Raw genomic sequence first — 26040 nt, forward strand, 5'->3', positions numbered from 1 at the left:
AACGACACCCTCAAGGGCCAACTCGGACTCGAACAGCACGGCGGCCGCACCATCGAGGGCCTCGGCGCCCGGGTCGGCCAGCGACTGCTCGCGATGACCTGCGCGATCTGGCACAACCGAACCACCGGCCGACCCGTCACCCGCTCACTCATCGCCTACGACCACTGACCGACTTCGGAACTACTCGTCTAGCCCTGCCGGAGGGCCCCGGCCCGGGCCCGGGGAGCGGCGGGCCCGGGCCGCCGCCCGCCGCTCCCCGTCCCGCTACGCCGCCGCCTCCTCCTCCGCGAGCTCCGGTTCGGCCCGGACGCCGAGGTCGCGCAGCACCGCCGCCGCGGCCCGCCGGCCGGAGACCAGCGCGCCCTGCACCGTCCCGGTGTCCCGGTGGTCGCCGCACACGTACAGCCCGGCGAGCAGCCGGACCGAGCGGCGGAAGTGGTGCGGCGGCGGCATCGAGACGACCGCGTCGGCGACGTGCCGCACGGTCAGGAACTCCCACGCCCCGGTGGCGGTGCCGTACAGCTCGGCCAGCCGCCGCCGCACCGCCGGCTCGTCGCCGGCCGGGCCGCCGGAGTCGAAGGCGCGGCGGCCCAGCACCGTGGTGGCGATCAGCGCGCGGCCGTCCGCGGCGTACGAGGGGTCGGCGTCGCTGAGCACCAGCGAGTGCGAGAGGCCGGAGCGCTCGGCGTCCAGCAGCAGGACGGCCTCGCCCAGCGGCGAGCGCTCCGCCGCGTGGTAGTAGGTGGTGACGGGGTGGAAGCCGGGCTGCCGCAGGCCCGGCAGCAGGCCGGCCGCGGTGGACGCGTCGGTGGCGACGACCACCGCGCGGGCCCGGATCCGGCCGTGCGCGGCGGTCGTCACGCCGTCCGTGCCGACCGAGGTGACCTCGACGCCGAGCCGCAGCGCGCCCTCCGGGAGCCGCCGCGCGAGCTGCGCGGGGACGGCCCCGATGCCCGCCGCCGGCACGCACAGCCGGCCGCGCGCGTACGCCCGCAGCACCAGGTCGGCGACCCGGCTGGAGGTGCCGAGCGCCGGGTCGGACAGCAGCGCGCCCAGCAGCGGGCGCAGGAAGCCGTCGACGGTGCGGGCGGGCAGCCCGCGGTCGGCCAGCGCCCGGGCGGCGGTGGTCTCCGGGCGGGCCAGCACCCGCGCGGGCGGCGTCGCGGCGAGCCGGGAGAGCGTCGCGGCCAGCCGCGCCTTGTCGAGCGGGGTGCCGAGCGGACCGCGGGCGGCGGCCTGCCGGGCGGGGGCGAGCTGCGGGTCGCCGACCCGGTAGCCGCGGCCGCCGCTGTGCACCAGGACGCCGGGGGAGAGCGGACGCAGCTCCAGCCGGTCGAGGTCGAGCCGTCGGCCCAGCTCGGGGTAGTCGGTGTTCAGCAGGTGGCTGCCGTGGTCGAGTCGGAAGCCGTCGAGTTCGCGGGTGGCCATCCGGCCCCCGACGCGTTCGGTGGCCTCCAGCACCTGGACGTCCAGGCCCTGGGCGGCCAGTGCACTGGCGGTGGTCAGTCCGGCGACGCCGGCGCCGACGACGATCGCGTCGGGGTCGCCGGACGGGCCGCGGCGGGCGCGGCCGATGAAGTCCTGTGCGGGCACGAGTGGGTGCTCCCTCCCTGGCGGAGCCCCCCGCGACTGGCCGTCGCGCGCGGCAGCGCCCGCGGGCGCAGGGGCCAGCGAGCGGACGGGTGCCGGGGCGGGCAGCGGGGGGCCGGGACGTGGTCCGCACTGGTGATGCCCCGTCATCCGCCGCTCCAGACAACCGGGTGACGCCCAATCGGCTCCGTGCACCGGGTCGATCACCCAGCGGCTCCGCGCGGTCACCCACCGTGCGTCGAACGGGGCGCGCGGAACGGGAACGGGCGCGCACCGTCACCGCCCGCGCCCCGCGCGCCGCCCCACTGCACCCGTGCGCCCCCCGCTGGCGCCCCGTCAGGAACCCGCCCGGGCCCGCTGCCACCGCCCGCCGGGCCCCGCTGCCGCCGCGACTGCCGCCCTCGCTGCCGCCGCCGCTACCGCTCGCCGAGCGCCGCCGCGACGATCGCCGCCGCGTCCGGGTCGCGGAACGCGAACCCCGCGTCCGTCAACGCCTTCGGCACCACCCGGTGGCTGCCCACCACTTCGACGGCCATCTCCCCGAGCGCCGTCCGCAGCGCCCACTCCGGCACCGCGAACACCGCCGGACGCTCCAGCTGCCGGGCCAGCTCCTCGGTCAGCGCGCGGTTGGTGACGGGCGCGGGCCCGGTCAGGTTGACCGGGCCGGACAGCTCCTCCCGGTCGACCAGGAAGCGCAGCGCGGCCACCTCGTCGGCCAGCGAGATCAGCGACCAGTACTGCCCGCCGCTCCCCAGCCGCCCGCCCAGGCCGAGCCGGAACAGCGGCAGCAGCCGCGCCCCGGCGCCGCCCGCGGCGTCGAGCACCAGCCCGGTGCGCGGGTGCACCACCCGGATCCCGGCGTCCGCGGCGGGCCGCGCGGCCTGCTCCCAGGCCGTGCACACCTCGGCCAGGAAGTCGGTCCCGGCCGGCGCGCCCTCGTCGATCACCTGGTCGCCGGTCTGCCCGTAGTAGCCGATCGCGGAGGCGCTCACCAGCACCCGCGGCGGCCGCTTCAGGCGGGACAGCGCGGCGGCCAGCGTCTCGGTGCCGAGCACCCGGCTGTCCCGGATCTCGCGCCGGTAGGCGTCCGTCCAGCGCCGGTCGCCGACGCCCGCCCCGGCCAGGTGCACGGCGGCGTCGACGCCCTCCAGCGCGGCCGCGTCGATCTGCATCAGCAGCGGGTTCCAGCCGACCCCGACCGTCCCGTCCGGCTGCGGGCCGGTGCGCGAGCGCCGCCGCACCAGCCGCAGCACCTCGTGCCCGTCCGCCAGCAGGGAGTCCACCAGCGCGGACCCGATCAACCCCGTGGAGCCTGTCACCGCGATTCGCATGCCCGCCATCTTCCCAGTCCGCCGCGGTCCACCCGCTCAGAAACCCCGGAGACCCGGAGGGAGGGTGCGCTCTAGCATGACCGCCATGCCCAGCAACGATGTGATCATCCGCCCGGCGCGGGACGAGGACGAGCGCGCGATCCGCGCCGTCGACCACGCCATCTGGTCCCCGGTCAGCGAGGTCGCCCCGCGCAGCCGGGAGGACGCCCCGGTGTTCGACCGGTCGCACACCCCCGACCAGTACCTGCTGGCCGAACTCGACGGCCGGGTGGTCGGCTACGTCCGCCAGGTGCGGGAGATCCCGTTGCCCTCCAACGCGCACGTCCGCCAGATCCAGGGCCTGGGCGTGCTCCCCGAGGCCCGGGGCCGCGGCATCGGCGACGCCCTGCTGACCGCCGTCTGCGAGGCCGCCCGCGCCGACGGCGCCCGCCGGATCACCCTCCGGGTGCTCTCCCACAACACCCCGGCCCGCCGGCTGTACGAGCGGGGCGGCTTCCAGGTGCTCGGCGTGCTGCCCGAGCACTTCCTGCTGGAGGGCGGCTACGCGGACGACGTCTGGATGGGCCGGGCGCTGGACTGACCGCCGGGATCCTGGCGGTTCGTCAACACACCGCCCGCGCCGACCGATTCGTGACCGTCCGGTGCCTCCCGGGGGCGGCGGCCGGACGGTACGGTAGCCGCCGTGAGCACCCCGACGCCGCCCGGCTGGTACCCCGTCCCCGGCACCGGGCAGGAGCGCTGGTGGGACGGCACCGCCTGGACGGACTCCCACCGCCCGGCCGGCCTGGTCAACGACGCCCCCACCCAGGCCTGGCAGCTCGCCCCCGGCCCGCCGCCCGCCCGGCCGCCCGGTCCGCCGCCCCGCCGCCGGGGGCCGGTGGTCGTCGCCGCGGTCGCCGCCGGCCTGCTGCTGGTCGGCGCGGTCGGCGCCGCGGTGTGGGCGCTGCGGCCCGACGGCCCGGAGAAGGCCGGTCCGACCCCGACCCTCACCGTCGCGGTCTCCAGCCCGGCCGCCTCCTCCTCGTCCTCGTCCCGGTCCCCGTCCCCGTCCCCGAAGCGGACCGGGAGCACCAGCGACGACGACAGCGCCCCCACCACCCCCGCCCCCGGGCTGACCCTGGCCGACAAGACGCACGGCTGGGGCGTCCCGCTGCCCGACGGTTGGACCGCCCAGCCCGCCGGCGAGCAGACCACGGTGGTCGAGATCTCCGGCCAGTACGCCTGCGCGCAGTCCGAATCGCTGTGCCTGCGCGGCCAGTTCGCGATCGAATCGGAGAGCGTCAGCGCCGCCGACGCGAAGAGCGCCGCCGAACGGGAGATCGCCGTCTACGCCCCCACCGTCTTCGGCGAGCTGCGCTCCCACCGCGAGGAGTCGGCCGGCACCCTCACGGTCGCGGGCAGCCAGGCCTGGGCGATCCGCTGGTACGTCGAGCCGAAGGACGGCGCCTCCGGCTACGTGGTGGTCGCCGCCGTCCCCGACCCGCACGGCACCGGCTACGTGATCATGCGCGGCGGCGTGGACGACGACCCCAAGGCCCCGGACGTCTCCGTCGTGGAGGACATCATCCAGGGCGTCGTCGTCGCCTGAGCGGTCGCCCGGGCCGTCGCGCCGCCCCCACCCGGACGGCCGCCACCCGGTCAGTCCCCGTACAGCTCCCACAGCCGCGGGTAGCGGGCGGCCATCACCGTCCCGTCCGCGAAGTCGAAGGACGGGCCGTCGGCGACCGGCGGCTGCCGCACCCCGAGGTCGGGCAGCGGCAGCCCGGTCAGCCGCTCGTACGCCTCGTCGGCGGCGTAGCCCAGCTCCTCGCCGTCGCCGTCCTCGTCCTCGTCGAAGTCCGGCACCAGCTCGGCCAGCGCGTCCGGCTGGTGCACGGCGCCCTCGAAGACGTCCCGCCCCTGGCCGATCAGCCAGCACCGGAAGTAGTCGAAGGCGTCCTCCGAGGCCCCGCCGAGCAGCAGGTGCGCCGCGCCCCACAGCTCGACCGTGTAGGCCCGCTGGAAGCGCGCCTCGAACTGCCGGGCGAAGTCCACCACCTCGTCCGGGGTGAGCCGCAGCAGCCGTTCGACCAGCGCCTCGGCCTGCTCGTCGGGGTCGCCCGCGGCCGCGTCCCGGGCCTCGTCGACCAGCTGCCAGAATCCCGTCTCGTCCATCACCGCTCCAGCCTCCACGATCGCCGCGCCGCCCGCACCCGGTCGGGCGGTGGTCTCCACCCGTCGGCACGCGTCCGGACGCGCCCCGGGGACGCCGGAGCCCCGCCTACCCCGTCCGGGGACGGGTAGGCGGGGCTCCGATCGACTGCCCTGCGGGCCTTACAGGCCGAGCTCGACCTCGAACTCGCCGGCCTCCAGGATCTCCTTGACCGCGACCAGGTAGCGGGCGGCGTCGGCGCCGTCCACCAGGCGGTGGTCGTAGGAGAGCGACAGGTAGGTCATGTCGCGGATGCCGATGGCGGTGCCGCCGTCGGACTCGATGACCACCGGGCGCTTCACGGTCGCGCCGATGCCCAGGATCGCGACCTGGTTCGGCGGGACGATGACGGTGTCGAACAGCGCACCGCGCGAACCGGTGTTGGAGATGGTGAAGCTCGCGCCGGACAGCTCGTCCGGGGTGATCTTGTTGCCGCGGACCTTCGAGGCCAGCTCCGAGGTCTTCTTCGAGATGCCGGCGATGTTGAGGTCGCCCGCACCCTTGATGACCGGGGTCATCAGACCCTTCTCGGAGTCCACCGCGATGCCGATGTTCTCGGTGTCGAAGTAGGTGATGGTGCCCTCGGCCTCGTTGATCCGGGCGTTGATGACCGCGTGGGCCTTCAGCGCCTGGGCGGCGGCCTTCACGAAGAACGGCATCGGGGACAGCTTCACGCCCTCGCGGGCCAGGAAGGAGTCCTTCGCCTTCGCGCGCAGCGACATGATCCGGGTGACGTCCACCTCGACCACGCTGGTCAGCTGGGCCTGCTCGTGCAGGGCCTTCAGCATGTTGTCGCCGATGACCTTGCGCATCCGGGTCATCTTGACGGTCTGACCGCGCAGCGCGGACGGCGCGGCGGCGGCCTTCGCCGGGGCGGCGGCAGCGGGGGCGGCGGCGGCCGGGGCCGGCGCGGCCTTGGCGGCCTCGGCGGCGGCGAGCACGTCCTGCTTGCGGATGCGACCGCCGACGCCGGTGCCGGCGACGGAGGCGAGCGCGACACCGTGCTCGGCGGCGAGCTTGCGCACCAGCGGGGTGACGTAGGCGTCACCGGCGTCCGCGGCCGGAGCGGCGGCGACCGGGGCGGCGGCGGCCGGAGCCGGAGCAGCGGGAGCCGGAGCAGCGGGAGCCGGGGCGGCGGGAGCCGGGGCGGCGGGAGCGGCCGGGGCCGGAGCGGCAACCGGAGCCGGGGCCGGAGCAGCGGCCGGAGCCGGAGCGGCAGCGGCCGGAGCCGGGGCGGCCGGGGCAGCAGCGGCCGGAGCCGGGGCAGCCGGAGCCGGAGCAGCAGCCGGAGCAGCAGCCGGGGCCGGAGCGGCGGCCGGGGCCGGGGCGGCGGCGGCCGCGCCCGCGGCGCCGATCAGCGCGAGCTGGGCGCCGACCTCGGCGGTCTCGTCCTCGCCGACCAGGATCTTCACCAGGGTGCCCGCCACGGGGGAGGGGATCTCGGTGTCGACCTTGTCGGTGGAGACCTCCAGCAGCGGCTCGTCGACCTCGACGCTGTCACCCTCGGCCTTCAGCCAGCGGGTGACGGTGCCCTCGGTGACCGACTCGCCCAGCGCGGGCAGCAGCACCGGGGTGGCGTCGCCCGCCGGAGCCTCGGCGGCCGGAGCGGCGGCGGCCGGAGCCTCGGCCGCCGGGGCCTCGGCGGCCGGAGCGGGAGCCGCGGGGGCCTCCTCGGCCGGGGCGGCGGCCGGAGCCGGCGCGGCCTCGGCCGCGGGGGCCGGAGCGGCGGCGGGGGCGCCGGAGCCGTCGTCGATGATCGCCAGCTCGGCGCCGACCTCGACGGTCTCGTCCTCGCCGACCTTGATCGAGGCCAGGATGCCGGAGGCCGGCGCCGGGATCTCGGTGTCGACCTTGTCGGTGGAGACCTCGAGCAGCGGCTCGTCGATCTCCACGCGCTCACCCTCGGCCTTCAGCCAGCGGGTGACGGTGCCTTCGGTCACGCTCTCGCCCAGCGCGGGCAGTGTTACTGAGACCGCCATGGTTCCAGCGACTCCTATCAAGTCTTGCGTACAGGAATGAACGGGGACGGGGGCGCGATCAGTCGTGCGCGTGCAGCGGCTTGCCGGCCAGCGCGAGGTGGGCCTCGCCGAGGGCCTCGGACTGGCTCGGGTGCGCGTGGATGAGCTGCGCGACCTCGGCGGGCAGGGCTTCCCAGTTGTAGATCAGCTGGGCTTCGCCGACCTGCTCGCCCATGCGGGCGCCGACCATGTGGACACCCACGACGGCGCCGTCCTTGACCTGGACCAGCTTGATCTCGCCGGCGGTCTTGAGGATCTTGCTCTTGCCGTTGCCGGCCAGGTTGTACTTGAGGGTGACGACCTTCTCCTTGCCGTACTGCTCGACGGCCTTGGCCTCGGTCAGGCCGACGGAGGCGACCTCCGGGTTGGAGTAGGTCACCCGCGGGATGCCGTCGTAGTCGATCGGGACGACCTTGAGGCCGGCGATCCGCTCGGCCACCAGGATGCCCTCGGCGAAGCCGACGTGGGCCAGCTGCAGGGTCGGGACCAGGTCGCCGACGGCGGAGATGGTCGGCACGTTGGTGCGCAGGTACTCGTCGACCAGGACGTAGCCGCGGTCCATCGCGACGCCCTGCTCCTCGTAGCCCAGGCCGGCCGAGACCGGGCCGCGGCCGATCGCGACGAGCAGCAGGTCGGCCTCGATCGACTTGCCGTTCTCGGTGCTGACCCGGACGCCGTTCTCGGTGTACTCGACGCCGGAGAAGCGGGACTTCAGCTCGAACTTGATGCCGCGCTTGCGGAAGGCGCGCTCCAGCAGCTTGGAGGAGTTCTCGTCCTCCAGCGGCACCAGGTGCGGCAGGCCCTCGACGATGGTGACGTCGACGCCGAAGGACTTCCAGACCGAGGCGAACTCGCAGCCGATCACGCCGCCGCCGAGGATGATCGCCGACTTCGGGATGTGGTCCAGCTTGAGCGCGTGGTCCGAGGAGATGATCCGGTTGCCGTCGATGTCCAGGCCCGGGATCGAGCGCGGCACCGAGCCGGTGGCGAGGACGATGTGGCGGCCCTCGACGCGCTGGCCGTTCACGTCCACCGAGGTCTGCGAGGAGAGCTTGCCCTCGCCCTGGATGAAGGTGACCTTGCGCGAGGCGACCAGGCCCTGCAGGCCCTTGTACAGGCCGGCGACGACGTCGTCCTTGTACTTGTGGACGCCGTTGATGTCGATGCCCTGGAAGGTGGCGAGCACGCCGAACTCGGCGGCCTCCCGGGTCTCGTCGGCGACCTCGGCGGCGTGCAGCAGCGCCTTGGTCGGGATGCAGCCGCGGTGGAGGCAGGTGCCGCCCAGCTCGCCCTTCTCGATCAGCGCGACGCTCAGGCCGAGCTGGGCGCCACGGAGCGCCGCGGCGTAACCGCCGCTTCCGCCTCCGAGAATGACTACGTCGAAAACGGTGCTGGCGTCGTTCGCCACGTCACGTCCTCCATGCAAAAGGTGCGGATCGCCGGGCCGGTCGCGGTCCGGTGGGTGAGTGCCCTTGTAAGAGCGCCCAGTCGTGCCGGAAATACATCTTTGCACTTGTTGGCGGCAGGTGGCGTCGGAGGGTGGCCCGAGGCGTCCCCGACCCGACCCGCGCGGCGGCGGTATGACCCGTTCTCGGAGGTATCGTCGCAGCTCACAGCCGGGAAAACGGCAAGCGGAGGTACTCCGTCCGGGGGGCTTCGCCTGCCTGGTTCCGCCCTGCGGAATCAATTTTCGCCGGAGGCGAACACGGCATCGAATTGGCCCGGACGGCTACCGGCTGGTAATGCACGTGGGGCCCGGCACCCACCGGTGCCGGGCCCCACGCGTGGACGGGTCACTTGCCCGCGGCGGTCTCCTCCGCGAAGCGGACCAGGGTGCGCACCGCGCTCGCGGTGCCGCCCTTCGGGGTGTAGCCGTACGGGCCGCCCTCGTTGAACGCCGGACCGGCGATGTCCAGGTGCGCCCAGGCGGTGCCCTCGGTGACGAACTCCTGCAGGAACAGGCCGGCCACCAGGCCGCCGCCCATCCGCTCGCCCATGTTCGCCAGGTCCGCGACGGTCGACTCGACCATGCCCTTGCGCAGGTCGGCCGGGAGCGGCATCGGCCAGGACGCCTCGCCCACCGCGCCCGCAGTCTCGTGCAGGCGGGTGCGCAGCGCCTCGTCGTTGGCCATCACGCCGAAGGTGCGGGTGCCCAGCGCCAGCACCATCGCGCCGGTCAGGGTCGCCACGTCGACGATCACGTCCGGCTGCTCCTCGCCGGCCCTCACGATCGCGTCGGCCAGCACCAGCCGGCCCTCGGCGTCGGTGTTCAGCACCTCGACGGTCTTGCCGCCGTACATCCGCAGCACGTCGCCCGGGCGGGTGGCCGAGCCGGACGGCATGTTCTCCGCCAGCGCCAGCCACGCCGTCACGTTGACCTGCAGGCCGAGCCGCTTGGCGGCGACCACGGCGGCGAACACCGCGGCGGCGCCCGCCATGTCGCACTTCATGGTCTCGTTGTGGCCGGCCGGCTTCAGCGAGATGCCGCCCGAGTCGTAGGTGATGCCCTTGCCGACGAACGCCAGCGAGGCCTTCGCCTTCGGGTGGGTGTACGCCACCTTCACCAGCCGCGGCGGGTTGGTAGAGCCCACGCCGACGCCCAGGATGCCGCCGAAGCCGCCCTTCAGCAGCGCCTTCTCGTCCAGCACCTCGACCTTGAGGCCGTGCTCCTTGCCGACCGTCTGCGCGAGGGCGGCGAAGGACTTCGGGTTCAGGTCGTTCGGGGCGGTGTTGACCAGGTCGCGGGCCCGGTTCATCTCCTCGCCGACCGCGGCGGCGCGCTCCGCGGCGGCCTTGGCGTCCTTCGAGGCCTTGCGCTCCACCAGCAGCACCAGCTCGGCGACCGGGGCCTTGGCCACCTCGCCCTTGTAGCTGCCGAAGGAGTACGCGCCGAGCAGCCCGCCGAGCGCGACCGCCTCCACCTCGTCGGCGGAGACCGCCGGCAGCGCCAGCGCGACCTTCTTCGAACCGGCCAGCGTGCGGGCCGCCACACCGGCGGCCCTGCGCAGCTCCTCGGCGCCGAACGCGCCCTCGGCGGCGGCGCCCAGGCCGGCGGCCAGCACCAGCGGGGCCTTGACCCCGGCCGGCGCCGGAAGCTTGACCGCCTCACCCTCGGCGCCGGTGGCGCCCAGGGTGGTGAGGACCTCGGCCAGCTTGCCCTCGAAGGCCTCGACGACGGCTTCGGCGCCCGGAGCGACGACCAGGCCCTTGGGGCCCTTCGCCACACCGACCACCAGGGCGTCCGCCCGCAGGCTCACGGCGGAGGAGGTGCTCACAGACAGTGCAGTCACGACAAATGCGTCCTGTTCTTTCGCGGTCCACAGCCGGTGACGGCTCCGTTGCCGACCGGCGAAACCCAGGCAGACTCCGCGGCGAGACGGGGCGCGAGGCCAGGGTGCTCACCGCATGGTAGTCCGCATACTGGGATCGCGCCGCCCCGCCTACCCCCGTGCACGAACAGCCGCAGTCCGTGACGGTGCGTGAGTTCGTGCACGAGCACGGACCGGACGCGCGCTCAGAGCAGCGCGGCCGCCACCAGGGCCGCCGTCGCCGACGTCTCCACCAACGCCCCCAGCACGTCCCCGGTCACGCCCCCGAACCGGCGGACGCACCGCCGCAGCAGCACCCCGGCCGCCAGCACCCCGACCAGCGCCGCGACCCCCGACTGCCAGCGCACCGCCGCCGCCGCGCCCGCCACCAGCACCGTCACCAGCAGCGCCGCCCGCGGCCGCACGGTGGCCGCCACCACCGCCCCCAGCCCGCCCGGCCGGGCCGCCGGCACCGACCGCAGGCACCCCCACGCCAGCGCCGCCCGCCCCGCCACCGCCGCCACCGCCGCCGCCAGTGCCCCGCGCGCCGGCGACACCGCGAACTCCCCGGCCAGCGCCGCGACCTGGGCCAGCATCAGCAGCACCAGCGTCAGCACGCCGAACGGGCCGATGTCCGACTGCTTCATGATCCGCAGCGCGTCCTCGGCCGGCTTCCCGCTGCCCAGGCCGTCCGCGACGTCCGCCACCCCGTCCAGGTGCAACCCCCGGGTCAGCAGCGCCCCCACCGCCACCACCGCCACCCCGCCCAGCAGCCCCCCGCCCCGCCACGCCACCAACGCCCCCGCCAGCCCCGCCACCCCGCCGACCAGCACGCCCACCACCGGCGCCCACAGCATCGCGGCCCCGCCCGCCACCCGGTCCCAGCGCCGCACCCGCACCCGCAGCACCGTCAACGTCCCGAACGCGAACCGCACCCCGTCCGCCGCCCGGCGCGCGGAGCCCGGCCCGGCCTCCGGAGGAGCCGCCACGAAACCCTCCGCCTGGGGCCGTCCCCGCCCGTCGTCCGTCGGCGCCAGGCCCCGCACCGCGCGACCCTCCGTCATCCCCGCCTCCGGCCGTGCCGGTTCGCCGTTCATCCCGTGCCCCGACGGAGTCAGTAGCGGTCGAGCAGGTCCGCCGCCGTCGGCAGCTTGGCCGGCGCCCGCGGCGGGAGCGGCTTCGCGCTGGGGACGGCGGCCGGTTCGGCGAGGGCGTCGCCGGCGGCCTGGAGCAGGGGGAGGGCCAGCACCGCGCTGACGCCCTCGCCCATGGTGACGCCGGTCTCGTGCAGGGGCGTCAGGGTCAGCCGGTCGTAGGCCTTGGCCTGGGCGGGTTCGCCGGTGAGCGCGGCGGCCCGCCACCACTCGGGGGCGCGGAAGGCGATCCGCTGGGCGACCAGCGCGCAGGCCGCGGAGACCACGCCGTCCAGGACGACGGGCAGCTTGCGGACGGCGGCCTGCAGCAGGAAGCCGGTGATCGCGGCGAAGTCGGCGCCGCCGCTGGTGGCGAGCAGCGCGAGCTGGTCGCCGAGCACCGGGCGGGCCCGGCGCAGCGCGTCGCGGACGGTGGCGCACTTGACCATCCAGGTGCGGTCGTCGACGCCCGAGCCGCGGCCGGTGACGGCGGCGGCGTCGGTGCCGCAGAGCGCGCCGATCAGCACGGCGGCGACCGTGGTGGCGCCGACCCCGAGGTCGCCGAGCAGCACCAGGTCGGTGCCCGCGTCGGCCTCCTCGTCGGCGATCGCCATGCCGGCCCGGAAGGCCCGGGCGGCCTCGTCCGGGGTGAGCGCGTCCTCGACGTCGATCCGGCCGGAGCCGCGGCGGACCCGGTGCCGGACGACCTCCTCCGGGAACTCGTCCGGGTCGGCGTCCACGGCGACGTCGACGACCCGGACGTCCGCGCCGTAGCGGCGGGCCAGCACGGCGACCGGCGCGGTGCCGTCCAGCACGGCCCGGACCCGGTCGGCGGTGCCGCCCCGGGGCTCCAGGGTGGAGACGCCGAGCGAGGCGACGCCGTGGTCGGCGGCGAACAGCAGCACCCGGCTGCCGGTCAGCGGGCGGAGCTGCTCCTCGCCCCGGGTGGACGCCAGCCAGGCCCCCAGCTCCTGGAGCCGGCCCAGGCCGCCGCGCGGCATGGCGAGCTGCTGCCAGCGCTCCTCGGCGCCGCGCCGCGCGCCCTCGTCGGGCCGTTCGACGAGCGAGGAGAAAGTGTCGAGATCCACGGTGGTGTCCATCGCTCGGCAATCTACACGGACACCCCTTTGATGGTCAGCACCTGTCCGGCGACCACCAGCAGCACCTGTTCGGAGGCGTCGGCCACCGCCATGTTGAGCCGTCCCAGGGTGTCCCGGAAGCGCCGTCCGGCGGCGGTGGCGGGCACCACGCCCATCCCGACCTCGTTGGAGACCGCGACCGCTTCGCGGGCCGTCCCGGCCCAGGCCGCGGCCAGCGCCGCGCAGCGGGCCTCGACCGCCTCCTGCCCGCCGTCGAGCCAGGTCCCGTCGTCCCAGGCCCCGCACTCGTCCATCACGGCGGTCAGCCACAGCGCCAGGCAGTCGATCAGCACCGGCGCCGGGTCGGCGGCGTCCGCGAGCACCGCCTCCAGCGCGCAGGTCTCGGCGGTCCGCCAGGAGTCCGGCCGCCGCGACCGGTGCAGGTCGACCCGGCGGGCCCAGTCGGGGTCGCCGTCCCGCTGCCCGGAGGTGGCCACGTACAGCACGTCGGGGCGGTCGGCGAGCAGCCGCTCGGCGTGGGTGGACTTGCCGGAGCGCGCGCCGCCGAGCAGCAGGGTGCGGGGGAGTGCCATGCGATCATCCTGCCGGACGGAGCTTCGCCCCCGCACCGGGTGGGCACGCTACCGTCACGGTCCCAGTGGCACGATTCGCGGAGGAGCCCGGCATGGTGTGGATCTGGCGGTACGAGAAGAACGACGGCACGGTGGTGGAGCCGGCCGACGGCGTCGAGGAGTTCTCCAGCCAGGGCGACGCCGAGTCCTGGATCGGCGAGGAGTGGAAGACCCTGCTGGACGAGGGGGTGGACCGGGTCGTCCTGGTCGAGGACGGTCGGGACGTCTACCCGATGAGCCTGCACGAGGCCTGACCGGCCCCGGTGGCCGTCACTTCTCGGCGACCACGTGCAGCAGCGCGGCGACCTGCCGGTACGGGTCCTGCTTGCCGGCCCGCTCCTCGGCGTCCAGCAGTTGGGCGAGCTGCCGGCCGTCGACCGGCGCCGCCTCGTCCGGCATGGTGTCGGTGAAGACCCGCACGCCGTACCAGTGGCGGACGGGGACGGCGAAGCCGGCCAGCGTGCCGGCGAGTTCGGCGAGGCGGTCGGCGCGGGCGGGCAGGCCGAGGCGGTTGGTGTACCGGGTGGAGTCGAAGGCCTCCTGGCAGGCCCGCCAGTCGCCGGTCAGCCCGGCCCGCATGGCCAGCGCGTCGCCGTTGCGGACCAGCAGCGAGAGCAGTCCGGCCGGGGCCAGGATGCGCGCCACCGAGGCGAGCATCGGCTCCGGGTCCGGCAGGGACATCAGGGTGCCGTGGCAGAGCACCAGGTCGAAGCTGCGCGGCCCGAACCAGCGGCCCACCTGGTGGCCGTCCCCGGTCAGCAGCTGGACCCGCTCGCGGACCTCCGGCGGCTCGGCGGCCAGCGCCTGGTGCGCGACGCCCAGGGTGGCCGGGTCCGGGTCGATGCCGGTGACGAAGTGGCCCGCGCGGGCCAGCCGCAGCGCCTGGACGCCCTCGGCGCAGCCCACGTCCAGCACCCGCAGCGCGATGCCGCGGGTCAGCTGCTCGGCCAGCTGCCGGGTGACCAGCTCCTGGCGGACCAGGTTGTGCAGCCCGCCGTGCCGCTCCAGCCACTCCCCGGCCCCGCTGTGGTACGGCCCGCCGCGGGCCGGCAGCCGCCCGTGCCGCCCCCGCGGCGCGAAGCCCTGCTGCTGCGGGTGGGGGCCCTGCTGCGGGTGGAAGCCCTGCTGCGCGGGGATGCCGGCGCCGAAGGCCCCGACCGGCTGCTGCGCCGGCGGGGCCCAGTACGGCGGAACGGCTTCCGCGGTCAGGGCCGCTCGCCCCGCTTGACCATCGGCTTGGGCAGCCGCAGCCGGCGCATCTGCAGGGTGCGCATCAGGCCGTACATCACCGCGCCGCGGGTGTCCTGGTTCGGGAAGCGCTCGGCCAGGGTCCTGCGCAGCTTGAAGCCGATCCGGACGAAGTCCAGGATGACGACCACGAAGAAGACCATGAACAGCAGCGTGGAGAGCAGCTGCAGGTAGTTGACCTTGGTGATGCTGAGCACCAGCACCACGACCGCGTACGGCAGGAAGAACTCGGCCGCGGCCCACCGGGAGTCGACGAAGTCGCGGACGTAGCGCCGCACCGGGCCCTTGTCGCGCGGCGGCAGGGCGCGCTCGTCGCCCTCCAGCAGCGCGGTGCGCTGCTTCTCGCGCTCCGCGCGCATCCGCTCGCGGGCCTGCTTGGCGGCCTCCTTGCGGTCCTTGGGGACGGTGACCCGGGTCTTCCGGTTGGCCTCGGCCTCACTGCGCTTGGGCGTGGGCCGACCCTTGGGAGCCTGCGGGTCGCGGGCCTGCTTCTCGTCCTCCTTCGTCAGGGTGACGGTGGAGGAGGAGGCGGCGGATTCATCAGAGCGGCGTCGAAACACACTCCCAGCGTACGGGTTGACCGGCGGCTTTCCGGCGCGCCCCCGGACGCGAACCGATATCGATCGTGAGGACGATGCCGAACGGCCGTCCGCTGTAGCAGCATTGTTGCAGGCTGGTGGACTGCGCCGGTGCCCGCACCGCGCATACACTCGACCTGTCACGAGACGCAAACCCAGGCCCGAATGAAGGGGGCTATCGAGGCCCATGAGCGACGGAATCATGAAGCGTATGGGGCTGATCTTCCGCTCCAAGGCGAACAAGGCCTTGGACCGGGCGGAGGACCCGCGCGAAACGCTCGACTACTCCTACCAGAAGCAGCTGGAACTGCTGCAGAAGGTGCGCAGGGGCGTCGCCGACGTGGCCACCTCCCGCAAGCGCCTGGAGCTCCAGCTGACCCAGTTGCAGCAGCAGTCCGCCAAGTACGAGGACCAGGGCCGCAAGGCGCTCTCGCTCGGCCGGGAGGACCTCGCCCGCGAGGCGCTCACCCGCAAGGCCAACCTGCAGTCCCAGATCACCGACCTGGAGACGCAGTACCAGGCCCTGCAGGCCGAGGAGGAGAAGCTCACGCTCGCCTCCCAGCGCCTCCAGGCCAAGGTGGACGCCTTCCGCACCAAGAAGGAGACCATCAAGGCCACCTACACCGCCGCCCAGGCGCAGACCCGGATCGCCGAGTCCTTCTCCGGCATCTCCGAGGAGATGGGCGACGTCGGCCTGGCGATCCAGCGCGCGGAGGACAAGACCGCGCAGATGCAGGCCCGCGCGGGCGCGATCGACGAGCTGCTGGCCTCCGGCGCGCTCGACGACGCCAGCGGCCTCGGCCGCAAGGACGACATCGAGGCCGAGCTGGAGCGGGTGGCCGGCGGCAGCGACGTCGAGCTGGAGCTGGCCCGGATGAAGGCCGAGCTGACCGGCGGCGGCCCCGCCTCCCAGCCGCAGGCGATCGAGCAGGGGAAGAACGACACCCCGCCGCCGCCCACCGTCAACTACCAGAAGTAAGCGCCGGGAGCAGGGGAGAAGCACCAGCATGATCATGCGGGTCTTGGGCGAGGGGCAGTTCGAGGTCGCCGAGGGCGACCTGAACCGGCTGAACCAGCTGGACGACGAGCTGCTCCGGGCCGTCGAGGCGGGCGACGAGGCGGCCTTCACGGCGGCGCTGGGCAGCCTGCTCGCCGCCGTCCGCGAGGTCGGCACGCCGCTGCCGCCGGAGTCGCTGGAGCCGTCGGACCTCATCCTGCCGGACGCCGAGGCGTCCCTGGAGCAGGTCCGCGACCTCCTGCGGGACGAGGGCGACGGACTGATCCCCGGCCTCCCGGAGTAGTTCGGGCGCCACACGTGACACGAGGGCGGGCACCCCCACCGGGGTGCCCGCCCTCCTCCCGTCCTCCCGCCGGACCGCTACGGCAGGGCCAGCATCCGGTCCAGCGCCGCCTTGGCGTGCTTCTCGGTCTCGGCGTCCACCGTGATCACGTTGGGGACGCGGCCCTCGACCAGCGACTCCAGCGCCCACACCAGGTGCGGCAGGTCGATCCGGTTCATGGTCGAGCAGAAGCACACCGTGCGGTCGAGGAAGACGACCTCCTTGTCCGGGTGCGCCTTGGCCAGCCGGCGGACCAGGTTCAGCTCGGTGCCGATCGCCCACTTCGAGCCGGGCTCGGCGGCGTCCAGCGCCTTGATGATGTACTCGGTCGAGCCCACCATGTCGGCGGCGGTGACCACCTCGTGCCGGCACTCCGGGTGCACCAGCACGGTCACGCCCGGGATCCGCTCGCGGACCTCGTTCACCGACTCCACGCTGAACCGGCCGTGCACCGAGCAGTGCCCGCGCCACAGGATCATCTTCGCGTTCCGCAGCTGCTCGGCGGTCAGGCCGCCGTTCGGCTTGTGCGGGTTGTAGAGCACGCACTCGTCCAGGGGGATGCCCATCTCCAGCACCGCGGTGTTGCGCCCTAGGTGCTGGTCCGGCAGGAACAGCACCTTCTCGCCCTGCTGGAAGGCCCACTCCAGGGCCCGCTTGGCGTTGGACGAGGTGCAGATGGTGCCGCCGTGCTTGCCGGTGAACGCCTTGATGTCGGCCGAGGAGTTCATGTACGACACCGGCACGACGGCGTCCGCCACGCCCGCGTCGGTCAGCACGTCCCAGCACTCGGCGACCTGCTCGGCGGTGGCCATGTCGGCCATCGAGCAGCCGGCCGCCAGGTCCGGCAGGACGACCCGCTGGCGCTCGGAGGTGAGGATGTCCGCGGACTCGGCCATGAAGTGCACGCCGCAGAACACGATGTACTCGGCCTCGGGGCGGGCCGCGGCGTCCCGGGCCAGCTTGAACGAGTCGCCCGTGACGTCGGCGAACTCGATGACCTCGTCGCGCTGGTAGTGGTGGCCCAGGATGAAGACCCGGTCGCCGAGCTCCTCCTTCGCGGCGCGGGCGCGCGCCACCAGGTCGGGGTCGGAGGCGGCGGGCAGGTCGCCGGGGCACTCCACGCCGCGCTCGCTGTTCGGGTCGGCCTCCCGGCCGAGCAGCAGCAGGGCGAGCGGCGAGGGCGCGGGGTCCGTGCCGTAGGTCTCGGTGGTGGTGGTCACGGGCGGCTGCCCTCCAGGTGCGGCCGGATTGACACCAGCCTTCTCGTCTATCTGACGCTATCTATGATAACCGGTTGTCGTCAGCCTGACGATGGCCGTCCTGTCGATGTGACGAGAACCGCTCACCGGGATGGATGCTTCCGACGCGAGGACCCGCCGCACCGTCGGGTTGGCTGGTGCCATGAAGGCAATCGTGATCAACCGCTACGGCGGCCCCGACGTGGTCGAGTACACCGAGCTCCCCGACCCGAAGGTCGGCCCCGACACCGTACTCGTCCGCACCCGGGCCGTCGGCGTCAACCCCGTCGACTGGAAGATCCGGGAAGGCCACCTCGACGGCGTCCTCGACACCCACTTCCCCCTGGTCATGGGCTTCGACCTGGCCGGCGTCGTCCAGGCCGTCGGCGGCGCCGTCACCGAGTACGCCCCCGGCGACGAGGTCATCGGCTACGTCCGCAAGGACGTCGTCGAGCACGGCACCTACGCCGAACTGGTCGCCGCCCCCGTCCGCACCCTGGCCCGCAAACCCGCCGCCCTCGACTGGGCGGAGGCCGGCGGCCTACCCCTCGCCGGGCTCACCGCCCGGCAGACCCTGGTCCACGCGCTCGGGCTGAGCCGCGGCGAGACCGTGCTGATCCACGCCGCGGCCGGCGGCGTCGGCTCGATCGCCTGCCAGGTCGCCACCGCCCTCGGCGCCCGGGTGATCGGCACCGCGGGCGAGCACAACCACACCTTCCTGCGCGGCCTGGGCGTCGAACCCGTCGCGTACGGCCCCGGCCTCGCCGAACGGGTCCGCGCCCTGGCCCCCGACGGAGTCGACGCCGTGCTCGACCTGATCGGCGGCGACGCCGTCGAGACCTCCGCCGGCCTGCTCAAGGAACCGGCCCGGATCGCCTCGGTGGTCGACTACACCGTCACCGCCCGCGGTGGCCGCTACGTCTTCACCCGCCCCGACCCCGAGGACCTCGCCGCCGTCGCCCGGCTCGCCGAGGACGGCCTGCTGACCGTCCCGGTCGCCTCCACCTTCCCGCTCGCCCAGGCCGCCTCCGCCCAGGCCCTCAACGCCGAGGGCCGCACCCGCGGCAAGATCGTCCTCCTGGTGGACTGACCGGACCCGGCCGTCCGCGACAATGGGCTCCGCGCGGTCGGTCCCCTCACCGGCCCGACCACCCTCACCCCCAGCACACGTGGAGCCCTGCCATGAGCGAGCGCAGCGAGCGCGTCGTCGAGAGGTGCGCATGTGCGAAGCGCTCGCCGAGCGAAGCGAGGCGGGACGCATGAGCACCCACCGGCCGCCCGACCTCGGGCCCGTCCGGCCGGACCTCGACGACACCGACCGCCTGCTGATCGAACACCTCAGCCGCGACGGCCGCGCCTCCTACGCCGAGATCGGACTGCTCACCAACCTCTCCGCCACCGCCGTCCGCCGCCGGATCGACCGGCTGCGGGCGCGCGGCGTCGTGCGCGGCTTCACCGTCGTCCTCGACCCCGCGCTGCTCGGCTGGCGCACCGAGGCGTTCGTCGAGGTCTACTGCCGCGCCCGCACCTCGCCCGAGGAACTGCTCGCCTCGCTGCGCCAGTTCCCCGAGGTCGCCGCCGCCTGGACGGTCACCGGCGACCCCGACGCCCTCGTCCACCTGCGCGCCGCCGACACCCGCCACCTCGAAGCCGTCATCGAGCGCATCCGCAAGGAGCCCGGCGTCCAGCGCAGCCGTTCCTCGGTGGTCCTCTCCCAGCTCATCTGACCCACCCGGCGCAGCTTTCCTGCGCGCCCCCGCCCGAACACGCAGGAAACCGGCCCCGGACGGCCGCGTTCCGACGCGCGCCCGCCCACCCCCGCTGCCTACGCTGATCTCGCCCCCAGCACCGCCCGCAGCGAAGAGGACACCCGTGTACGCAGCCCCCGACCGCATGCACAAGCCGGACAACGAGCTGGTCGACCTCGTCTTCGACTACATGCGCGAACGCCTGCAGTACGACCCCGTCCCGCTCGACCACCCCGGCGACGGCGCCCACCTGCGCGAAGCCCTCGCCGGACTGCTGAACGACCACGGCAACAACCCCGCCGACGTGCTCAAGCTCTACGACCACGAGCTCTCCCGCGCCGTCATCTCCGCCGACAGCCCCCGCTACCTCTCCTTCATCCCGTGCGCCCCCACCAAGGCCGCCCTGCTCTTCGACATGGTGGTCTCCTGCGCCTCCCTGCAGGGCATCTCCTGGCTGGAGGCGGCCGGCGCGATCGCCGCCGAGAACCAGGTCCTGCGCCTGATAGCGGACCGGGCCAGCCTCCCCGCGAGCGCCGGCGGCACCTTCGTCTCCGGCGGCTCGGCCGGCAACCTCTCCGCCCTCGTCGTCGCCCGCGACACCGCCCGCCGCCGCCTCGCCGGGGAGAACGGGCACGGCGGCCCGGAGGCCCGGCTGCGGATCGCCGTCGCCGACCAGGTGCACTCCTCGGTCAAGAACACCTTCAACATCATCGGCGTCGAGGCCTTCCCCGTCCCCGCCGTCGACCGCCGCCTCACCGGCGCCGCCCTGCGCGCCGCCCTCGCCGCCGACCCCCACCCCGAGACGGTCGTCGCCGTCGTCGGCACCGCCGGCACCACCAACGAGGGCATCGTCGACGACCTCGCCGGCATCGCCGAGGTCGCCCGCGAGTACGGCCTCTGGTTCCACGTCGACGGCGCGTACGGCGGAGCCGGCCTCTTCGCCCCCTCCGTCCGCCACCGCTACGACGGCATCGAGCACGCCGACAGCTTCGTCGTCGACCCGCACAAGTGGCTGTTCGCCCCCTTCGACTGCGCCGCCCTGCTCTACCGCGAACCGCGGCTGGCCCGCGCCGTCCACACCCAGGACGCCTCCTACCTCGACGTCCTGCACACCGAGGGCGACGAGTGGAACCCCACCGACTACGCCTACCACCTCACCCGCCGGGCCCGCGGCCTGCCGCTCTGGTTCTCCCTCGCCGTCCACGGCGTCCAGGCCTACACCGACGCGATCGAAGCCGGCCTCCGCCTCGCCCGCGACACCGCCCGGCTCATCCGCGACAGCGAGCACCTCGAACTCCTCCACGACCCGCAGCTCTCCGCCGTCTGCTTCCGCCGCAAGGGCTGGACCCACGACGACTACTACCGCTGGTCCCGCCGCCTGCTCGCCGACCAGATCGGCTTCGTCACCCCCACCGGCTGGGACGGCGAGACCGTCGCCCGCTTCGCCTTCCTGCACCCGGGCACGACCATGGAGATGGTCGAGGAGATCCTCGCCACCATGGAGTGAGCAGGGCCCCCGGCGTCACAGGTAGCCCCCGTTCGGGATATACGGCGCCGGCGGCCGCATCCCGCGCAGCCCCAGGTAGCCGCGGGTGGACAGGGACAGGCCCAGGTCGAGGCCGACGTCCACGGCCCACTCCTGTTCGGCGGTGAGGAAGGAGACGCCGGCCTCCGTCCCGACCGGGACGCGGGCCAGCGCCTCGCGCAGCAGCCGGACCGCGATCCGCTTGGAGGTGGCCGCGACCAGCTCGACCTCGCCGCCGTCCCGGTAGCAGTAGCCCGACCCGGCCAGGGTGTCCGCGACCAGCAGCTCCTCGTAGTGCGCCAGCATGAACCGGTGGTCCGGGCCGTGTGCCGCGCCGCGCAGCCGCCGGTCCACCGAGTCGAGCAGGTGCAGGTGCGTCGCGCTGCCCGCGTGCACCGGGATCCCGCCCGGGTCGGGCAGCCGCTCCCGGTCGACCGGCCCGGTCAGCCGCATCGTCGGGTGCAGCGTGAACCCGGCCCGCCGGTAGCGTCGGGCCGCCGCCGGGGACGGCGAGGCGCACAGCATGCCGCGCAGGCAGCCCCGCCCGTACGCGGTGGCCCGCTCCAGCAGCAGCCGGCCCACCCCCCGCCCCTGCGCGGCGGGCAGCACCACGAACAGCGGCAGCACCCACACCCCCTCGCGGCGCAGCGACAGCGCCGCCCCGAGGGCCTCGCCGTCCTGCTCGGCGATCCAGCACCCCTCCGGGTCGGTGACCGCCAGGTGCCGGGCGCGGGCCCGGCCGCGGATCCCGCGGCGGACGTCCGCCGGGGTCCGCGCGTCGTCCTGCGGCCGGCCGTCGAGGTCGCGGAAGGCCGTCCGGGCGATCCGGTCCACGGCCTCGGCGTCCTCCGCGGTGTCCCTGAGCTGACGAATGATCACCCGACACATCCTGCTGCCCCCGGTGCGCGGACGGTAGCGGTTTGCCGAAGTGGGCGGTGACCCGCCCGGCGCGGTGTGCGAGCATGGAGTACGTGGGGGAGTGGGCGACGAAAAAAGTCCCCCGAACGCACCACCCCCCGGAAATGAATCCGGGAGGCCGCTGGTTGGCACTGGCGGATCACAGTCGTCACAGACCGGGAGTAAGCATGACCGTCCAGGACGAGACCACCGTCGAAAGTGGCATCCTCCTCACCGACGCCGCCGCGGCCAAGGTCAAGGGCCTGCTGGAGCAGGAGGGTCGCGACGACCTCTCGCTGCGCGTCGCCGTGCAGCCCGGCGGCTGCTCGGGCCTGCGTTACCAGCTCTTCTTCGACGAGCGTTCGCTGGACGGCGACGTCGTCAAGGACTTCGGCGGCGTCAAGGTCGTCACCGACCGGATGAGCGCCCCCTACCTGGGCGGCGCCACCGTCGACTTCGTCGACACCATCGAGAAGCAGGGCTTCACGATCGACAACCCGAACGCCACCGGCTCCTGCGCCTGCGGCGACTCGTTCAGCTAGGCCCCGAGCGTCACCGCCGAGGGCGGCCCCCCAGCACCGGGGGGCCGCCCTCGCGGCGTTCGCGGCCTCCGCAGGGGCGCGGTCGGCGCGGTCAGCGCGGGTCGCCGCCCGCGACGCCGCTCTGCACCGGCACCTGCTCGCCCGTCGCGGTGTCCACCACGCCGCCGCCGGTCATCGGCCGCGACAGCTTGACGGTCGCCTGCTGCTCCTTGACCACCTGCGGGCAGGCCTTGCCCGGCTCCGCGGTCTGGGTGATCACCACCCGGAGCTTCACCACCGGCGGGGTGTCCTCCTCGACCCGGACTCCGTACTTGTCGCAGATCCCGGCGGTGAAGAACACCGTCAACTGGGTCGGCCCGTCCTGCCGGTAACCGGACGCCGGGATCTTCACCGCCGTCGGCGGGCGCTCGCCGACGGCTATCCCGGGCGTGGTCGGCTGCGCCGAGGGCTGCGGGCTCGCCTCCGGCGCCGGGCTCGACGCGGCGGCCGGAGCCGAGGGCGAGGCCGGGTCCGAGGGCGACGGCGAGCCCGCGGGGCTGCTCGCGCCCGCGCTCGCGCTCGACGTGCCGGCGGCGACGGTGGGCGCGCCCGAGCTGCCGCACGCGGTCAGCAGGCCGGCGGCGAGCGCCGCGCAGGCCAGCGCGGCGGCCGCCCGGCGGGCGTACGGGGCCTTGGCGGAGACGGCTGCGGTGCTGTCGTCCATGATCTGCGTTCCTCCCGAGGGTCGTGCGGTGCCGCCGGAAGCGGTACCGCGCCGATGTGACGTGTCCCGGAGGAAAGCGGTTCCACCGCCGTGGACTCAGCCGCCGTACTCCGGCATGCCCGCCACCACCCGGCGCGCCGCCACCGGCACCCGGACCACCGGCGCGACCGGTGCGGCGACCGCCGGGAGCGGCCCGGCGACCGGCCAGAACCGGCCCAGGCGGCGCGAGGAGTCCAGCAGTTCGGCCAGCGTCCCGGTCTCGGCGTCCTCGCCGCGTCGGCCCGCGAGCCACCCGGAGGAGTGATCGATCACCATGCGGTACCCAGCTCCGATCGCCGTGCCGCGGCCACGGTGCCGCGGACTGGACGGGGGCCGCGCGGGTCCCCCACTCGCGACCCTAGGACGGGCCGTCCCCGGAAGACAGCCCTACCGCTCGGTAGTACCCCGTCGGGCCGGGTACCGTAGGCGGGTTGTTGCCCCCAGCCCAGGCCACCGCCCGGCCGCCAGAGGAGACCCCGTGCGCATCGCCGTCGCCGGCTCGATCGCCACCGACCACCTGACGACCTTCCCCGGGCGGTTCGCCGACCAGCTGGTGCCCGAGCAGCTGCACACGGTCTCGCTCTCCTTCCTGGTCGACACCCTGGACATCCGCCGGGGCGGCGTCGGCCCGAACATCGCCTTCGGCATGGGCCTGCTCGGCCTGAACCCCGTCCTGGTCGGCGCGGCCGGCGCCGACTTCGCCGAGTACCGCAGCTGGCTCGACCGGCACGGCGTCGACACCCGGTCCGTGCACATCTCGGAGACCCGGCACACCGCCCGCTTCATGTGCACCACCGACCAGGACCACAACCAGATCGCGTCCTTCTACACCGGCGCGATGGCCGAGGCCCGCAACATCGAGCTCAAGCCGATCGCCGACCGGATCGGCGGCCTCGACCTGGTCCTGATCGGCGCGGACGACCCCGCCGCGATGGTCCGCCACACCCAGGAGTGCCGCAGCCGCGGCTACGCCTTCGCCGCCGACCCCTCCCAGCAGCTCGCCCGCCTGGAGGGCGACGACATCCGGGAGATCGTCGACGGTGCCGCGTACCTCTTCACCAACGAGTACGAGGCCGCGCTGATCGAGTCCAAGACCGGCTGGTCCGCGGACGAGATCCTGACCCGGGTCGGCACCCGGGTCACCACCCTCGGCCCCAAGGGCGTCCGGATCCAGCGCCGGGGCGAGCCCGACATCGTGGTCGGCTGCGCCGCCGAGGAGCGCAAGGCCGACCCCACCGGCGTCGGCGACGCCTTCCGCGCGGGCTTCCTGGCCGGCGTCTCCTGGGACCTCGGCCTCGAACGCGCCGCCCAGATCGGCTGCATGCTCGCCACCCTGGTCATCGAGACCGTCGGGACCCAGGAGTACGACCTGCGCGGCGGCCGCTTCCTGGACCGCTTCGAGACCGCGTACGGGCCGGAGGCCGCGGCCGGGCTGCGAGCCCGGCTCAGCCTCTGAACGGACGGCCCGGGGGCGGGCTGGGGCCCTGCGGGGCGCGAGCCCGCCCCTGATCAGCCCACCGTGACCAGGTACGCCGTGCCGTGGCTCCCGCCGTACTCCGTGGCGGGGGCCTCGCCCGCGTAGGTGTGGCCGCACATCTCGCACCAGGCGGGGACGTCGTGGCGGGCCGCCTCGTCGTCGGAGAGGACGGCGACGCGGCCGCCGGGGGCGACCTCGCCGACGTGCTTGGCGAGTTCGATGACCGGGATCGGGCAGCGCTTGCCCAGGGTGTCGATGACCAGGGCCGCGGCGGAGCCGGTCGCGGGGAGGGCCAGGTCGAGGCCGAGCGGGGCGCGGACCTCGGCGACGACCCGGGGGAGCACGTCGAGGAAGGCGTCGACCTCGGCGCGGGTGGTGCCGGCGGGCAGCGAGATCCGGAGGTTGCCCTCGGTGAGGACGCCCATCGCGGCCAGCACGTGGCTGGGCGTCAGGGTGCTGGAGGTGCAGGAGGAGCCGGAGCTGGCCGCGAAGCCGGCCCGGTCGAGTCCGGTGAGCAGCACCTCGCCGTCGACGTACAGGCAGGAGAAGGTCACCAGGTGGGGGAGGCGCAGCTCGGGGTGGCCGACCACCTCGACGGCGGGCACCAGCTCCGGGACGCGCCGCCGGACCAGGTCGACCAGCGCGCGCAGCCGCGCGTTCTCGGCCTCGGCCTCGGCCCGGACGGCCCGCAGCGAGGCCGCCGCGGCGACGATCGCGGGGACGTTCGGGTACCCGGGCACCCGCCCGCCCTCCCGCTCGTCGGCGGGCAGCGCGGAGGAGAAGCGCACGCCCTTGCGGACGGCGAGCACGCCGACGCCGGCCGGGCCGCCCCACTTGTGGGCGCTGGCGGTGAGCAGCGACCAGCCGGCCGGGACGGGCAGCCGTCCGGCGCTCTGCGCGGCGTCGACCAGCAGCGGGACGTCGCCGAGCAGCGCGGCGGTCTCGGTGACCGGCTGCAGGGTGCCGACCTCGTGGTTGGCGGACTGCAGCACGGCGAGCGCGGTGTCCGGCCGCACCGAGGCGGCGAACTCCTCGGCGGAGACCCGGCCGTGGCGGTCGACGGGGACGGCGGTGGCGCTGCCGCCGTCGGCCTCCCAGCGTTCGGCGGTGTGCAGGACGGCGGAGTGCTCGACGGCGGAGTGCAGCAGGTGGGAGCCCCGGCGGCGGTGGCCGCGCAGGGCGCCGAGCAGGCCCAGGTGCAGGGCCTGGGTGCCGGAGGAGGTGAAGGAGACCTCGTCGGCCCGGGCCCCGAGCGCCTCGGCGGCGGTCTCCCGGGCGGCGTCCAGCAGCATCCTCGCCTGCCGGCCGGAGCGGTGCAGCCGGGCGGGGTCGGCCCAGCCCTCGTCGAGGGCGGCGAGCAGGGCCTGCCGGGCCACGGGGTGGAGCGGGGCGGTGGAGGCGGCGTCGAAGTAGGGCACCCGGC

General features: G+C 74.7%; 25 protein-coding genes and 2 pseudogenes. 11 read left to right on the forward strand and 16 right to left on the reverse strand.

Annotated elements, in window-relative coordinates; genetic code table 11:
• Positions 1-168, forward strand: a pseudogene (locus ACZ3J7_RS01955) (IS982 family transposase); the annotation flags it as partial.
• A gap of 96 nt (positions 169-264) precedes the next feature.
• Here ACZ3J7_RS01955 and ACZ3J7_RS01960 read toward each other — a convergent pair.
• Both ACZ3J7_RS01960 and ACZ3J7_RS01965 read right to left on the reverse strand, forming a co-directional pair.
• The gene (locus ACZ3J7_RS01960) at positions 265-1593 is read right to left on the reverse strand and encodes an NAD(P)/FAD-dependent oxidoreductase (protein ID WP_465615845.1); all 1329 of its coding nucleotides are present in this window, start codon (positions 1591-1593) and stop codon (positions 265-267) included.
• A 413-nt stretch (positions 1594-2006) separates the two neighbouring features.
• Positions 2007-2930, reverse strand: coding sequence for a TIGR01777 family oxidoreductase (locus ACZ3J7_RS01965; RefSeq protein WP_465615847.1), 924 nt, complete (start codon positions 2928-2930; stop codon positions 2007-2009).
• Between the two features lie 67 nt (positions 2931-2997).
• Between ACZ3J7_RS01965 and ACZ3J7_RS01970 the strand changes: the two genes are divergently transcribed.
• Positions 2998-3501 carry a GNAT family N-acetyltransferase gene (locus tag ACZ3J7_RS01970; RefSeq protein WP_465615848.1) on the forward strand — a complete coding sequence of 168 codons (504 nt, stop codon included), beginning with the start codon at positions 2998-3000 and terminating at the stop codon, positions 3499-3501.
• Positions 3502-3603: 102 nt separating this feature from the next.
• Positions 3604-4509, forward strand: coding sequence for a DUF2510 domain-containing protein (locus tag ACZ3J7_RS01975; protein WP_465615850.1), 906 nt, complete (start codon positions 3604-3606; stop codon positions 4507-4509).
• A 50-nt stretch (positions 4510-4559) separates the two neighbouring features.
• Here ACZ3J7_RS01975 and ACZ3J7_RS01980 read toward each other — a convergent pair whose 3' ends face one another.
• The 7 genes and pseudogenes from ACZ3J7_RS01980 to cobU all read right to left on the reverse strand — a co-directional run.
• Positions 4560-5075 (reverse strand): DUF4240 domain-containing protein, encoded by a 516-nt coding sequence (locus tag ACZ3J7_RS01980; protein ID WP_465615852.1) that lies wholly within the window; start codon positions 5073-5075, stop codon positions 4560-4562.
• Between the two features lie 159 nt (positions 5076-5234).
• The gene (gene sucB, locus ACZ3J7_RS01985) at positions 5235-7091 is read right to left on the reverse strand and encodes a 2-oxoglutarate dehydrogenase, E2 component, dihydrolipoamide succinyltransferase (RefSeq protein ID WP_465615854.1); all 1857 of its coding nucleotides are present in this window, start codon (positions 7089-7091) and stop codon (positions 5235-5237) included.
• A 58-nt stretch (positions 7092-7149) separates the two neighbouring features.
• The gene (lpdA, locus tag ACZ3J7_RS01990; RefSeq protein ID WP_465615856.1) at positions 7150-8556 is read right to left on the reverse strand and encodes a dihydrolipoyl dehydrogenase; all 1407 of its coding nucleotides are present in this window, start codon (positions 8554-8556) and stop codon (positions 7150-7152) included.
• A 367-nt stretch (positions 8557-8923) separates the two neighbouring features.
• On the reverse strand, positions 8924-10420 hold the full coding sequence (locus tag ACZ3J7_RS01995; RefSeq protein ID WP_465615857.1) for a leucyl aminopeptidase: 1497 nt from the start codon (positions 10418-10420) through the stop codon (positions 8924-8926).
• A gap of 224 nt (positions 10421-10644) precedes the next feature.
• Entirely contained in the window at positions 10645-11427 is a 783-nt protein-coding gene (locus tag ACZ3J7_RS02000; protein ID WP_465615859.1) for an adenosylcobinamide-GDP ribazoletransferase, read from the reverse strand.
• 125 nt (positions 11428-11552) lie between these two features.
• The gene (locus ACZ3J7_RS02005) at positions 11553-12671 is read right to left on the reverse strand and encodes a nicotinate-nucleotide--dimethylbenzimidazole phosphoribosyltransferase (protein WP_465615861.1); all 1119 of its coding nucleotides are present in this window, start codon (positions 12669-12671) and stop codon (positions 11553-11555) included.
• 11 nt (positions 12672-12682) lie between these two features.
• A pseudogene (gene cobU / locus ACZ3J7_RS02010) lies at positions 12683-13231 on the reverse strand (bifunctional adenosylcobinamide kinase/adenosylcobinamide-phosphate guanylyltransferase); the annotation flags it as partial.
• 104 nt (positions 13232-13335) lie between these two features.
• Here cobU and ACZ3J7_RS02015 point away from each other — a divergent pair.
• Positions 13336-13536 (forward strand): hypothetical protein, encoded by a 201-nt coding sequence (locus ACZ3J7_RS02015; RefSeq protein WP_465615862.1) that lies wholly within the window; start codon positions 13336-13338, stop codon positions 13534-13536.
• Positions 13537-13552: 16 nt separating this feature from the next.
• On the opposite strand, the gene ACZ3J7_RS02020 is transcribed toward ACZ3J7_RS02015, so the two are convergent.
• A complete protein-coding gene (locus ACZ3J7_RS02020) occupies positions 13553-14263 on the reverse strand; it encodes a class I SAM-dependent methyltransferase (RefSeq protein WP_465616546.1) in 711 nt (236 codons plus the stop codon).
• Positions 14264-14487: 224 nt separating this feature from the next.
• Positions 14488-15090, reverse strand: coding sequence for a DUF3043 domain-containing protein (locus ACZ3J7_RS02025; RefSeq protein WP_465615864.1), 603 nt, complete (start codon positions 15088-15090; stop codon positions 14488-14490).
• 205 nt (positions 15091-15295) lie between these two features.
• Between ACZ3J7_RS02025 and ACZ3J7_RS02030 the strand changes: the two genes are divergently transcribed.
• Both ACZ3J7_RS02030 and pspAA read left to right on the forward strand, forming a co-directional pair.
• Entirely contained in the window at positions 15296-16087 is a 792-nt protein-coding gene (locus ACZ3J7_RS02030) for a PspA/IM30 family protein (RefSeq protein WP_465615866.1), read from the forward strand.
• Positions 16088-16115: 28 nt separating this feature from the next.
• Entirely contained in the window at positions 16116-16409 is a 294-nt protein-coding gene (gene pspAA, locus ACZ3J7_RS02035; protein WP_465615868.1) for a PspA-associated protein PspAA, read from the forward strand.
• A 77-nt stretch (positions 16410-16486) separates the two neighbouring features.
• On the opposite strand, the gene nadA is transcribed toward pspAA, so the two are convergent.
• A complete protein-coding gene (gene nadA, locus ACZ3J7_RS02040; RefSeq protein WP_465615870.1) occupies positions 16487-17668 on the reverse strand; it encodes a quinolinate synthase NadA in 1182 nt (393 codons plus the stop codon).
• Between the two features lie 181 nt (positions 17669-17849).
• Between nadA and ACZ3J7_RS02045 the strand changes: the two genes are divergently transcribed.
• The 3 genes from ACZ3J7_RS02045 (at position 17850) to ACZ3J7_RS02055 (ending at position 20941) form a co-directional block, all read left to right on the forward strand.
• Positions 17850-18776 (forward strand): NADP-dependent oxidoreductase, encoded by a 927-nt coding sequence (locus tag ACZ3J7_RS02045; RefSeq protein ID WP_465615872.1) that lies wholly within the window; start codon positions 17850-17852, stop codon positions 18774-18776.
• A gap of 169 nt (positions 18777-18945) precedes the next feature.
• Positions 18946-19413, forward strand: coding sequence for an Lrp/AsnC family transcriptional regulator (locus tag ACZ3J7_RS02050; RefSeq protein ID WP_465615874.1), 468 nt, complete (start codon positions 18946-18948; stop codon positions 19411-19413).
• 145 nt (positions 19414-19558) lie between these two features.
• Positions 19559-20941 carry a pyridoxal phosphate-dependent decarboxylase family protein gene (locus tag ACZ3J7_RS02055; RefSeq protein ID WP_465615875.1) on the forward strand — a complete coding sequence of 461 codons (1383 nt, stop codon included), beginning with the start codon at positions 19559-19561 and terminating at the stop codon, positions 20939-20941.
• A gap of 15 nt (positions 20942-20956) precedes the next feature.
• On the opposite strand, the gene ACZ3J7_RS02060 is transcribed toward ACZ3J7_RS02055, so the two are convergent.
• Entirely contained in the window at positions 20957-21847 is an 891-nt protein-coding gene (locus ACZ3J7_RS02060; RefSeq protein ID WP_465615877.1) for a GNAT family N-acetyltransferase, read from the reverse strand.
• 197 nt (positions 21848-22044) lie between these two features.
• Between ACZ3J7_RS02060 and ACZ3J7_RS02065 the strand changes: the two genes are divergently transcribed.
• Positions 22045-22398, forward strand: a complete 354-nt coding sequence (locus tag ACZ3J7_RS02065; RefSeq protein WP_465615879.1) for a HesB/IscA family protein — start codon at positions 22045-22047, stop codon at positions 22396-22398.
• Between the two features lie 91 nt (positions 22399-22489).
• On the opposite strand, the gene ACZ3J7_RS02070 is transcribed toward ACZ3J7_RS02065, so the two are convergent.
• Positions 22490-23101, reverse strand: a complete 612-nt coding sequence (locus ACZ3J7_RS02070; protein WP_465615881.1) for a hypothetical protein — start codon at positions 23099-23101, stop codon at positions 22490-22492.
• A gap of 96 nt (positions 23102-23197) precedes the next feature.
• Entirely contained in the window at positions 23198-23416 is a 219-nt protein-coding gene (locus ACZ3J7_RS02075; protein ID WP_465615883.1) for a hypothetical protein, read from the reverse strand.
• Positions 23417-23618: 202 nt separating this feature from the next.
• On the opposite strand from ACZ3J7_RS02075, the gene ACZ3J7_RS02080 reads away from it, so the two are divergent.
• Positions 23619-24596 carry a carbohydrate kinase family protein gene (locus ACZ3J7_RS02080; protein WP_465615884.1) on the forward strand — a complete coding sequence of 326 codons (978 nt, stop codon included), beginning with the start codon at positions 23619-23621 and terminating at the stop codon, positions 24594-24596.
• Between the two features lie 53 nt (positions 24597-24649).
• Here ACZ3J7_RS02080 and ACZ3J7_RS02085 read toward each other — a convergent pair whose 3' ends face one another.
• The gene (locus tag ACZ3J7_RS02085; RefSeq protein ID WP_465615885.1) at positions 24650-26035 is read right to left on the reverse strand and encodes an aminotransferase class V-fold PLP-dependent enzyme; all 1386 of its coding nucleotides are present in this window, start codon (positions 26033-26035) and stop codon (positions 24650-24652) included.
• Positions 26036-26040: the final 5 nt, after the last annotated feature.

The organism is Kitasatospora sp. NPDC015121 (assembly GCF_055562955.1).

Bases quoted from the DNA above. Each gene is read 5' to 3' on its own strand.
- sucB (WP_465615854.1), bottom strand. From the start codon at position 7,091: ATGGCGGTCTCAGTAACACTGCCCGCGCTGGGCGAGAGCGTGACCGAA.
- ACZ3J7_RS01980 (WP_465615852.1), bottom strand. From the start codon at position 5,075: ATGGACGAGACGGGATTCTGGCAGCTGGTCGACGAGGCCCGGGACGCG.
- ACZ3J7_RS02005 (WP_465615861.1), bottom strand. From the start codon at position 12,671: ATGGACACCACCGTGGATCTCGACACTTTCTCCTCGCTCGTCGAACGG.
- ACZ3J7_RS01965 (WP_465615847.1), bottom strand. From the start codon at position 2,930: ATGGCGGGCATGCGAATCGCGGTGACAGGCTCCACGGGGTTGATCGGG.
- ACZ3J7_RS02075 (WP_465615883.1), bottom strand. From the start codon at position 23,416: ATGGTGATCGATCACTCCTCCGGGTGGCTCGCGGGCCGACGCGGCGAG.
- ACZ3J7_RS02070 (WP_465615881.1), bottom strand. From the start codon at position 23,101: ATGGACGACAGCACCGCAGCCGTCTCCGCCAAGGCCCCGTACGCCCGC.
- pspAA (WP_465615868.1), top strand. From the start codon at position 16,116: ATGATCATGCGGGTCTTGGGCGAGGGGCAGTTCGAGGTCGCCGAGGGC.
- ACZ3J7_RS02015 (WP_465615862.1), top strand. From the start codon at position 13,336: ATGGTGTGGATCTGGCGGTACGAGAAGAACGACGGCACGGTGGTGGAG.
- ACZ3J7_RS02050 (WP_465615874.1), top strand. From the start codon at position 18,946: ATGAGCACCCACCGGCCGCCCGACCTCGGGCCCGTCCGGCCGGACCTC.
- ACZ3J7_RS02045 (WP_465615872.1), top strand. From the start codon at position 17,850: ATGAAGGCAATCGTGATCAACCGCTACGGCGGCCCCGACGTGGTCGAG.
- ACZ3J7_RS01970 (WP_465615848.1), top strand. From the start codon at position 2,998: ATGACCGCCATGCCCAGCAACGATGTGATCATCCGCCCGGCGCGGGAC.
- ACZ3J7_RS02060 (WP_465615877.1), bottom strand. From the start codon at position 21,847: ATGTGTCGGGTGATCATTCGTCAGCTCAGGGACACCGCGGAGGACGCC.
- ACZ3J7_RS02030 (WP_465615866.1), top strand. From the start codon at position 15,296: ATGAGCGACGGAATCATGAAGCGTATGGGGCTGATCTTCCGCTCCAAG.
- ACZ3J7_RS02065 (WP_465615879.1), top strand. From the start codon at position 22,045: ATGACCGTCCAGGACGAGACCACCGTCGAAAGTGGCATCCTCCTCACC.